Here is a 10,169-nt window from a genome sequence, read left to right as displayed (position 1 = left end):
GTTTTTAAGACGAGAAACTCCCTTTTGAATAAAAAAGAAAACGACAGGAGGTCCAAAATACCGAGTACTCGATCTCTAAAACGACCCCAACGGCTTTTGTTGTTTCCTTTGGAATAGATCAATCCATCAAAAATCCCTAACTGAATAAAGATCAATGCAATGACCATAGCGTAAGTAACCCAGCTGTTTTCAAAAAAGCTCTCCCCAGTGATTTGAAGAATGACCCAAATGATGCCAGAAAGCACTAAAAGTAAACTCGTTCCAAAAAGCGCAAAGATCACCGCAAATGAAAATGAGAGATTGCACCAGCGCTCAATAGCCAGTAATCGCTCAGGAGCGGATTTACCTGTATTTAGGCGCCTGCTTTCCTGGAGGGCGTCGGGAAGTCGTTCTTTGTTGACATCATTAGGATACCAATAATTTACGCCTAAATAGGCCAGCCAAATGGCTCGCAACAGCAGATTTGCTGCAAATCCAAAAAGCAAAGCTCGTGTTATGGTATAAAGGCCAAAGAGAAAGACAATTTGATTGGAAGAAGTATAAGTAATCGGATAGAAGTCAAAGAAAAAGTCACGAAGACTATCCGTTAAGGAATAGAGCCAATAAACAATCCCACCAGAGATAAAGACCTCCAGTTGCCAACTGTCCTTTTGAAATGACTCAATACGCTCCCTAAGCTTCATTTAGTTCAAATAGCGTTCTTTAATAATGTTATTATGCCAGATTTCATGACCTAAAACTATAAAGGCCGCTGCACCTGCGGTCAAAGGACGTTCACTGGCCAGACCCTTTCTATGAAAGTCTTCTGCTTGTAGTGAATTGAGTATGGAAAGGCTGTATGCTCTTGTCATCGCATACTCTGCGATGAGTTCTTTAGCACTTTTTGAATCGGCATTGGAAGGTTCAATATACTCGTCTTGGTCAAACCCACTAATGTTCGCCTTTTCACCACGAGCAATCCTAAAACAACGATGCATAAAAATGCGTTCGGTATCAATAACGTGTTGCACTACCTCTGCTACACTCCATTTACCAGCGGCATAACGATGTTTCCAACGATCCTCAGGGATACTGTCCAAAAAAGCAACCACTTCTTCCCCACTTTCCTTATAAGCTTCTAAAAGTTCTTTGTTACGGGGGACTGCGGAGAGGTATAATTCATAGTATTCAAAATAATCTTGGGGGTTCAGATCAGTTACTTTCATGCGATTCATTTTACAGAATCAATTTAAGCAAAAAATAGAACGCTCCCGAGATAGAAGTTTAAAATTACCACAAAATAACTTCTAAGCGGGAGCGTTGCAACAACACTAATTTACTCACTAACTGTATGAGAATCGGGAAACCAACCCCGAATTAATTACGATCTACTGTTTGGTAAATCGTATGCGTGAAGGCGCTGTGCCAAAACCACAGCGACCATCAAATCCTAAATATCCTTCCACAAACCAAACTTCAAAGACACTGTCGTCTAAGATATTTGCCGGAGCGTTTTCTGTATCTGGACCGAGTAAAATCGGGCTCGAAGAAGAAAACGTACATTGTCCAATCACACTGGACAGCTGATTCTTTCTAAATACTACCTGATCACAAACAATACTGAATTCATAAATTCTAGGCTGTTCGTTGGTAGGATGAGACAATACATGTTTTAGTCGCACTTGTCTAACTGTATTGGAATGTGGGGCTTTGGTAACCTCTACCAATTGATCAATTTCATTGAATGTTGGACCTAACGGGCCGTCAACCACACTAGTCATGATATAATTTCCAGTAAACAATTCTTCATCTATAGGCTCTACCACATTTATGGTGTAGCAATAGGGTGAACTAAAAAAGGTCTCGTAAGCCAGTATAATTGAACTGGCTGTGCCTGTTGTAAAAGAGCGTCCGTCTGTAAGACGTATGCGCGCTCGCACTAAAAATTGATCACTGCAAGCTACATTGGCTAGAGATACCCCCACAGCTTCTGCCAAGGCAGCTTGCGAGTAATTTAAAGTTGTACTTGGGAATCCATTGGCTCCCGTTGTGAATTCATCAGGGGATAGCGTCCCTAAATCGGCTTCACCAGTTGAGAAGTCACCACCTGCTGGTGTATTGTCTTTAAAGCTGACAAATAGATCTACCGCTTCCAGCAGGTCGCCATCCTGTTCGTCTTGTACTTCAACATCAACACTGAACATACTGTCCGGATCGTTAACGTTAAATTCTGCATTATTGAATTGCAAGGTCCTCACTACGGCACCATACTCGATTTCTTCCGTGACCACATCAATGGCCTTGTCGTCATCAGAGCAGGATATCCAAAAAAGAGCACTAAACAGGATTAGTATACTTCTCTTCATCTTTCTTTTTCAATTTTTTCGATTGGCAAGATGAAAGTAGCAGCAAATAGTAGAAAAACGGTGTTTACCGATAAATGTTTACTTGGATAAAATAGAAGTAAAATAAGCCAGAACCCTAGTAAATACGGGGATTATTGTTGCGGCTTATTAATTATGAATTTTGCGCGAATTCCTGTAGCTAAATTCCATTCGTTGGAAAAAAGCAGGGCTCCGTCGTCATCAATAATGATGAATTCTGCTGTATTTGGTCCCGAAGTTCCTTGATTCAACGCTTCGATCTCTACGGTGTTCATTCCAGGGTCTAAAAAGAGTTCAAAGTCTTGGTATCCACTTCCGAGTCGAATGTTGGGAACCAATACATGACCATTCATATATACACGCACACGATCTCCATCCACAAACTCATGGTCACGACAACGCAAGACCACAAATTTGGCATCAGAGCTGTATTGACCAAAGAATTGGTTTTGACGGTATTCGTCCTTTTCTTCTTTGTCTTTAGTGAAGTATTTTGGAGCCTTGTCGGTTTTGGTATCGACAAAACCGCGGTCTGTAGTGAATTTGATGCCTTCCTTCTCCGTCTCCCCAATACTGATGGTATCGGTGACATTATATTGACCAAACCCTTGTTTGTCGTCAGGATTGTCCAAACCAAAATTAGGAATGCTCAAGCTACTGCCACCAATATTGACATCGTCATTACTAGAGCCGAATGGAATGTCCAAACCAGAACCCACACCGGTCGGGCTATCTATTTGTCCGTAAGCTACTAGCCCTGCACCTATCAGCATAAAAGTAAAAAGTCTCTTCATCATATGCATTACACAGCAAATATCGTGCAAAATTTTTATAAATAGCCTCTAAAGCCCCAATTAACGCGGACTTAACACAATCCCGAGAGAATTTGTACATTTAGTCCAACTAATCAATTAAACTATTTTCTCATGACAGAAACAAAGAAACCCACCGCCCTATTTTGGGTGATCGCCATTGTTGCGTTAATATGGAACATCTTTGGAGTGCTCGCCTATTTAGGGCAAGCGTTTATGACAGAAGATGCCCTAAAAATGCTACCTACAGCAGAACAGGAGCTCTACGCAGCAACGCCTTCTTGGGCCACTGCTGCATTTGCAATTGCTGTATGGTTTGGACTTTTAGGTGCTATTGCCATGTTGATCCGTAAGCGGTTTGCTTATCCCCTGTTTTTGCTTTCATTATTAGGTGTGATCGGTCAGCAGATCTACGGCTTCTTTTTGTCCAATACTCTTGAGGTATATGGCACGCAAGCCTTGATTATGCCTATCATCGTATTGATCTTATCGGTAGTCTTTGTTTGGTATTCCAAAAAGGCAACTGCAGAAGGAATCTTGAAATAATTGCTAAGCCCCTGTTAAGTCAGGGGCATTGCTGGATCTTTTTGTTCACAAAAGGTTAATAATTCCCCGTTGAAATCGTTCGTAAAAATTGAAGATTTTTATAGCTTTATCGTTGATTTTGTAGTATTTTTCGTCCATTAATTTGGGATTTGGGGTGCATTAATGAAGAATTTTCTAATAGCCTTTGTGGTTTTTGCCGTTTGGACCTTTTTCGCACTGTGGCTATATTCAATTATTAAAGCCCCTGCAAATCTGTCTTGGACTAAAACCTCCGCGCAACAAGACTCTATAGAACAACTTGAAAAACAAGTGACCGCAGATACAATCACAACAACCCTCGCCGCGTCAAACACGCTTATAACCCCCGACCCAAACCCAGTTTTGGATGGTCTTGTGGGTAAAGATGCCGAGGGAACTACGGTTTTCTATTTCGAGCAAGGCTTACAGATCAAAAAGAATGACTCTTTGGTTTATAGCGATGCTGGCAATCTCGATTACAAATACAAAGTCTTGAATTATCTTTTGGAGCATCCAGATATGGAGGTTACCATCCTTTCCAAATACAGTGCAGATGAAGAGTTCAGAAGCCCTAACTTTGGTGTGATTAGAGGGGATTTTATTAAAGAAGAGTTGGTTGCTGCTGGTGTACCACGAGAAGTAATCGTGATTAAGTCAGACATACAAGACATTTCCTATGACGCTCAAAATTCCTACGGCAATGGGATTTCCTTCAAATTTGGCCCGCTAGATACGGATCGTGTTGCTGCTTTGGCCACGGCTATTCCAAAGAACAAAGTTGTTTACCCAACCTTTACCAATTCTGGGATCTTAGTGAACAATGAGCTGAAAAGCACCTTGGAAGAGATCAAACAAGTATTAGAAGAACGTCCTGAAATGACCGTAAAGATCGTAGGACACACCGACAATATTGGAAATTATCAAGACAATTATAATTTAGGACTCAAATATGCCCGTCAGGTCCGTTGGTTCTTTATCGCTCGTGGGAACTTGGATAAGAATCGATTAATGGCTTTGTCAAAAGGTGAATCTGAACCTATTGATTCCAACAATTCACAGCGAGGAAGGGATCAAAATAGACGTATAGAAATCATATTTAATTAATGGAGGGACTCTCTGACATATTCGCCAATGAAATGTGGTCAGCTTATTTAGAGATCAGCATCTTGATGCTGAGTTCCTTCCTTATTGGATATTTGGCGAGCCTACAACTCAATAACGGCAGACATAAAAAGACCATCAAAAAACTTCGCAAAGAGTTGGACGAGCGTCAAAATGAAGCGGCTAAAGATATTGAGGTGCTCTACACGGAGATCGAACCAAAGATCATCGAAACCATAGAAAGTAGAACACGCAGCTCTCAGCAGGCACCTCCTCCTGCACCGCCTGCACCTGTAGTTGTCAATACTCCAACTCCAGAAACTACAGAGACCAAACAAGTCAGAACCCAACAAGAAGTAGCTGCAAAAGCTAGCGCTACCTATCAAAAGGCCTTAGAGAAAAAGGAATTGAACTTTGATAATTTTGGATATGCCAGTGCTAGTGACAAAGACGATCTCACCCAGATCTCTGGTGTAGGACCTTATATTGAACAAAAGCTCAATGAGATTGGGATTTACACCTATGATCAGATCAGTCGATTCAATTGGGAAGATATTCAGACCGTGACGGAAATGATCGACTTTTTCCCAGGGCGTATGGAACGCGATAACTGGGTCGGTCAAGCTGAGCGACTGAAAAACTACTAAACATGTCTTTATCCACACTGGATTGGGGAATCATCCTCGGATTTTTTATTGTATTTACGATTATCGGTTTGGTGGTTACCAAACGCGCAGGAAAGAACACCAAAGAGTTTTTCCTCTCCGGAAGAAATATGCCTTGGTGGTTGCTTGGAATTTCGATGGTCGCAACAACCTTTTCTGCAGACACTCCTAACCTAGTTACAGATATTGTTCGTCAAAACGGTGTTTCTGGGAATTGGGCTTGGTGGGCCTTTCTCATTACAGGAATGCTTACCGTATTTATCTACGCCAAGCTTTGGCGCCGTTCTAAGGTAGTTACGGACCTTGAATTTTATGAGCTCCGTTATAGCGGTAAGCCTGCGGCTTTCTTACGCGGATTTAGAGCGATTTATCTGGGAGTGATTTTTAATGTGCTCATTATGGCTTCAGTGTGTTTGGCGGCCATAAAGATCGGTGGTGTGATGTTTGGATTACAGCCATGGGAATGTGTGCTCTATGCCAGTATCATTACGGTGATCTACAGTACTTTGGGAGGATTGCGCGGAGTGATCTTTACAGACTTTTTACAATTTATTGTAGCCATGGTCGGCTCTGTTTGGGCAGCATACTACATTATTAATCTGCCAGAAGTAGGCGGATTGGAAGCAATGCTCTCCCACCCCAACGTCTCGGACAAATTGAGTTTCCTTCCAGATTTTTCTGATAATGAATCATTGATCGTTTTATTGATCATTCCAATTGCTGTACAATGGTGGTCGGTTTGGTATCCAGGAGCCGAACCTGGAGGCGGTGGTTATATTGCGCAGCGTATGTTGTCTGCTAAGGATGAGAAAAACGCCATTGGCGCTACCCTGCTCTTTAATATTACTCATTACGCTTTGCGTCCCTGGCCATGGATTCTAATTGCACTAGCCTCCTTGGTACTTTATCCTGAATTGACGGATATTGGTGCGGCTTTCCCCAATACGGTTTTAGGTCACGATTTGGGCTATTCAGCCATGTTGACCAAACTACCAGCAGGTTTACTCGGTTTGGTTTTAGCCTCTTTGATCGCTGCTTTTATGAGCACGATATCTACGCATTTAAATTGGGGATCTTCTTATATCGCTTTGGATTTCTACCAACGCTTTGTAAAACCAGAAGCCAGCGAAAAGGAATTGGTTACCGTAGGACGTCTTTCAACAGTATTGCTGATGATTTTTTCAGCCTGTGTGGCGCTCTATTTAACGGACGCCTTAGGAACTTTTCAAATTCTATTGCAGATTGGAGCTGGTACAGGTTTAATCTTTATCCTGCGCTGGTTTTGGTGGCGTGTTAACGCCTATTCAGAAATCAGCGGAATGATCGTTTCATTCTTGATTGCCCTTTATTTTGAGTTTGTTCATGATTCTATTGGACCAGAAATAGCCGGACACTATCAATTGGTCATCGGGGTTGTGCTCACTACACTGACGTGGATTGTTGTCACCTTGGTTACTCGTCCTGTAGACACGGATAAATTGGTTTCTTTTTACAACGCGATAACTCCTTATGGCAATGGCTGGAACGGTTTAAAACGCAAGGCAAAAGAGGAGTCGCTTCAACTCAATGAATCTAGAGACAATTTTACTGCAGATCTCGGTTCTATGTTATTAGGGATCTTATTGGTTTATACCGCTTTGTTTGGATTTGGTTATGCCTTGTACGGAAATGCTGTTGGTGCCCTAGTACTCTTATCCATCACCGCTGTTTCCGGGTATGGAATCTATCGACTTTGGCGCAATAAAAAAGGCGCTACAAACAGCAGCGCCTCTTAGATCAAATTAGATTTGATTAATTGTTGTTCAAAATAAGCGGTAGTCCGTCATCTCCAGAACCAATGATCACCATTTTACTGTTTGGTGATTTAGAGAGCTCTAAAGTAGCTTGGATTCCTTTTTCTTGAAGAATCTTATCAGTCAAAGAAGCACTTAGAATTCGGTTGGCCGTTGCCTTACCTTCTGCCTCAATACGTTGACGTTCCGCCTCTTTTTCTGCCTTTTCCAAACGGAACTCATATTCCAAGGATTCCTGCTCTTGCTTTAACTTACGCTCAATAGCGTCTTTAATAGTTGGTGGCAAAGTAACGTCACGAACCAAGACACGGTTGAGTTGAATGTATTCCTCATCCAAGATCTTTTTGGTCTCTGCAAAGATCTCATCCTGAATAGCGTCACGCTTGGTAGAGTACAATTGCTCTGGAGTATAGCGTCCAACTACAGAACGCGCAGCAGAACGAATTGCCGGTTGTACCAATCGGGACAGGTAATTCTCTCCTTTTTCGTTGTGTAATTTTCCGAGCTGACTCGCATCTGGCTGATACAGTACAGAGGCGTCCAATTCAATTTCCAATCCGTTAGAAGAGAGTACATCCATCTTTTCTGATACTTCTTGCTGACGCACCTCGTATTCGATCACCTCATTCCAAGGCATTACAAAGTTTAATCCTTGCTTCATCGCAGGCTTGTTAGGATCTACACCACCGCTGAGGGTTTCATAAAGTACACCCGCATAACCCGCTTCTATGCGAACAAAGGATTTGAATAACATGATAATTATGACAATGGCTCCGATGATCAATGGGACGCCAAGTTTGGGTAATTTTTCCATGGTTGAAAGATTATATTAAACCGTTATATTTTCTGGTAAACCACTCTATTGCTAGTAGTAATCCGAGCAATCCGAGCAGGAATTTTAAGGATATTAAAGGTACGACATTTTGCCTACTTTTCTGAACAGGGACAAAGCGATCATCTGCAATTAATGCTGATTTGATCTCCTCCAATTGATCCTCATAAAAAACACTCCCTTGAGAGTTCTCTGCCAAGGCAGTTAGTTTTAGCACGTCTGGTGTTAGCAATTGATCCTCTACACTAAAATCCAAAATGGTGAATTGCCCACTTCTAGCTATGCCCTGCCCATCAACCGTGACTGTGAAATCATAGACACCAGCGGCCAATCCGTCTAGGTTTGCTTGGTAATAGTTGTTTTTAAGCAGCATGGGCAAACGTTGGCTAACGCCATCTGTTGTTGTGTATGTCAAATTCAGACTTACTTCTGGATCAAATTGGTAATTCTCATTGAAGTACTGCGCTTGAATCCCAATTTGGGCATTGCTGTAGTAAAAGGATTCGTAGGATACATTCAATCGGCTTCTGCGTTTATTAGACGAGAGATACTGCACCATATTAGCGACCAGATCATCAAATTGGTCAAAACCGCGCGTTTCAATGAAGTTATGTGCTCTCCATCGCCATAGATCCTGTGCATCCCAAACGGCTTCACGGACTCCATCCGCTTCAAAACTGAATAACATAGGTGATTCAGTGAAAATACCAGAAATAGTCTGACTCAAGAGTTCATCGTAGGGCACAAAAACATCCAAGTTACCAAACTGGGTGATCAAGGGTGGATAACCGCTAAAATCCACAGGGTCCATAGCAAATATGGGATAGTTTCTATTGGTCTCTGCAGAAACTTGATCCTCTCCGCCAGCCCCGATTTTGGCATATCTAAGTTGAACGTCATTTAAAAAATTCCAATCCGTCTGTAGGCCTGTAATGGTCCACCGGTTCTTCTTGAGTTCGCTGAGCTCTTGATATACGGGTGCAAATCTAGAGTCAGGTTGATACAGAATGACCAATTGATAATCATCTAAATTACCCACTGCCTGAGCCGGTTCCATAACCTTGACTTCTCTTTGTTTTAAAGTAGTTATGGACTTTTTGAGTGCTCCTAGATCAGGATGTTGAATGGTGGTAATCACTGCAACTCGTGTGCTTTGGTCTATAACCTCTACCGCAAACTGTTGTCTATTATTACTGGTGTTTCTCTCGTTGCTCAAGGATTGAAGTTCTGCAGTATAGGTTTGTATTCCCACCTGATCTGCTTTAAGCAGCACTTGCAGGGTCTGGGCATTGGCTTGAGTGTCAAAGCTGAGCGACTGCCTCTTTACCACTTGATTTCCTTTTCGAATGATCAATACCGAATTTACGGCACCAGTTCCTGTATACCCTAAAGAGAGCTCTACCGGAAACTCATTGTCTTGATAAGCGTATCTGTTTGCGTTCAAACGGGTGATACGCAGATCTTCAAATTGGGTAGTATCGCCCATGACCACAGGAAATACTGGATTCTTGAGACGGCTTGCCAAACTGGCATAATCGCTACCCAAGGTCTGATTTCCATCACTAAGCAAAACAGTAACAGCGTTCTGATCGCCGTATATAGTTTCTAGGCCCCTCAAACCGTCGGCTATATTTGTAGTGACTCCTTGATAATTCAAGTCAGTCAGTGGGCCAAAGCTTTGGTCGAATTGATAAGCAGTAATATCAAAGCGCTCCATAAGCTCAGTATCTGTGCTTAGGGCGTTACTCAAATTGGTCACCAAACTATCTCGATCCAAATTCTCCAAAGAGCTTGAATTGTCAACCAATATGTTCAATGCTGGCTTTTGAGTGGTGTAGGTTTCTTTTTTGATCTTCGGATTGACCAAAAGAACACCTAGGGTCAATAAGGTCATAAAACGAAGAATCCCAAGAATCCAGCGGAGTCTCAGGTTCAATCGTGATTTAAAACCATACATATACGCAGACAACCCAAAAGCAATAACTGCAGCAGCAATAAGAGATAAAAGGGTCGTTGCGGACATTAATTAATTTAGAGTC

Annotated in this window: 9 protein-coding genes and 1 pseudogene; 4 read left to right on the top strand and 6 right to left on the bottom strand. The window is 42.1% G+C overall.

Going from position 1 to position 10,169, the window contains the following annotated elements; genetic code table 11:
- From ACSLP7_RS10750 to ACSLP7_RS10735, 4 genes and pseudogenes are all read right to left on the bottom strand, one after another.
- A pseudogene (locus ACSLP7_RS10750) lies at nt 1–683 on the bottom strand (hypothetical protein); the annotation flags it as partial.
- On the bottom strand, nt 684–1,205 hold the full coding sequence (locus ACSLP7_RS10745; RefSeq protein WP_291187336.1) for a DinB family protein: 522 nt from the start codon (nt 1,203–1,205) through the stop codon (nt 684–686). It abuts the pseudogene before it with no gap.
- A 162-nt stretch (nt 1,206–1,367) separates the two neighbouring features.
- Nucleotides 1,368–2,345 carry a hypothetical protein gene (locus ACSLP7_RS10740; protein WP_435579300.1) on the bottom strand — a complete coding sequence of 326 codons (978 nt, stop codon included), beginning with the start codon at nt 2,343–2,345 and terminating at the stop codon, nt 1,368–1,370.
- 131 nt (nt 2,346–2,476) lie between these two features.
- Nucleotides 2,477–3,160 (bottom strand): hypothetical protein, encoded by a 684-nt coding sequence (locus ACSLP7_RS10735; RefSeq protein WP_435579299.1) that lies wholly within the window; start codon nt 3,158–3,160, stop codon nt 2,477–2,479.
- A gap of 129 nt (nt 3,161–3,289) precedes the next feature.
- On the opposite strand from ACSLP7_RS10735, the gene ACSLP7_RS10730 reads away from it, so the two are divergent.
- The 4 genes from ACSLP7_RS10730 to ACSLP7_RS10715 all read left to right on the top strand — a co-directional run bounded on the left by ACSLP7_RS10730 (nt 3,290) and on the right by ACSLP7_RS10715 (nt 7,280).
- Nucleotides 3,290–3,721, top strand: a complete 432-nt coding sequence (locus tag ACSLP7_RS10730) for a hypothetical protein (RefSeq protein WP_435579298.1) — start codon at nt 3,290–3,292, stop codon at nt 3,719–3,721.
- Nucleotides 3,722–4,030: 309 nt separating this feature from the next.
- A complete protein-coding gene (locus ACSLP7_RS10725) occupies nt 4,031–4,843 on the top strand; it encodes an OmpA family protein (RefSeq protein ID WP_435579297.1) in 813 nt (270 codons plus the stop codon).
- Nucleotides 4,843–5,487, top strand: coding sequence for a hypothetical protein (locus ACSLP7_RS10720; protein ID WP_435579296.1), 645 nt, complete (start codon nt 4,843–4,845; stop codon nt 5,485–5,487). The genes ACSLP7_RS10725 and ACSLP7_RS10720 overlap by 1 nt, the downstream gene beginning before the upstream one ends.
- A gap of 2 nt (nt 5,488–5,489) precedes the next feature.
- A complete protein-coding gene (locus tag ACSLP7_RS10715; protein ID WP_435579295.1) occupies nt 5,490–7,280 on the top strand; it encodes a sodium:solute symporter family protein in 1,791 nt (596 codons plus the stop codon).
- A gap of 16 nt (nt 7,281–7,296) precedes the next feature.
- Here ACSLP7_RS10715 and ACSLP7_RS10710 read toward each other — a convergent pair whose 3' ends face one another.
- On the bottom strand, nt 7,297–8,112 hold the full coding sequence (locus ACSLP7_RS10710) for a prohibitin family protein (RefSeq protein WP_435579294.1): 816 nt from the start codon (nt 8,110–8,112) through the stop codon (nt 7,297–7,299).
- A 10-nt stretch (nt 8,113–8,122) separates the two neighbouring features.
- Entirely contained in the window at nt 8,123–10,153 is a 2,031-nt protein-coding gene (locus tag ACSLP7_RS10705) for a VWA domain-containing protein (protein ID WP_435579293.1), read from the bottom strand.
- Nucleotides 10,154–10,169: the final 16 nt, after the last annotated feature.

This window comes from Gilvibacter sp. (assembly GCF_965601605.1).
Classification (GTDB): Bacteria; Bacteroidota; Bacteroidia; order Flavobacteriales; family Flavobacteriaceae; genus Gilvibacter.
The sequence above is the reverse complement of the archived record's forward strand: the minus strand, read 5'-3'. Positions and strand labels throughout refer to the sequence as shown.

Excerpts from the sequence above, each read along its gene's own strand:
- ACSLP7_RS10715 (WP_435579295.1), top strand. The coding sequence starts at position 5,490 with ATGTCTTTATCCACACTGGATTGGGGAATCATCCTCGGATTTTTTATT.
- ACSLP7_RS10740 (WP_435579300.1), bottom strand. The coding sequence starts at position 2,345 with ATGAAGAGAAGTATACTAATCCTGTTTAGTGCTCTTTTTTGGATATCC.
- ACSLP7_RS10705 (WP_435579293.1), bottom strand. The coding sequence starts at position 10,153 with ATGTCCGCAACGACCCTTTTATCTCTTATTGCTGCTGCAGTTATTGCT.
- ACSLP7_RS10720 (WP_435579296.1), top strand. The coding sequence starts at position 4,843 with ATGGAGGGACTCTCTGACATATTCGCCAATGAAATGTGGTCAGCTTAT.
- ACSLP7_RS10710 (WP_435579294.1), bottom strand. The coding sequence starts at position 8,112 with ATGGAAAAATTACCCAAACTTGGCGTCCCATTGATCATCGGAGCCATT.
- ACSLP7_RS10745 (WP_291187336.1), bottom strand. The coding sequence starts at position 1,205 with ATGAAAGTAACTGATCTGAACCCCCAAGATTATTTTGAATACTATGAA.
- ACSLP7_RS10730 (WP_435579298.1), top strand. The coding sequence starts at position 3,290 with ATGACAGAAACAAAGAAACCCACCGCCCTATTTTGGGTGATCGCCATT.
- ACSLP7_RS10735 (WP_435579299.1), bottom strand. The coding sequence starts at position 3,160 with ATGATGAAGAGACTTTTTACTTTTATGCTGATAGGTGCAGGGCTAGTA.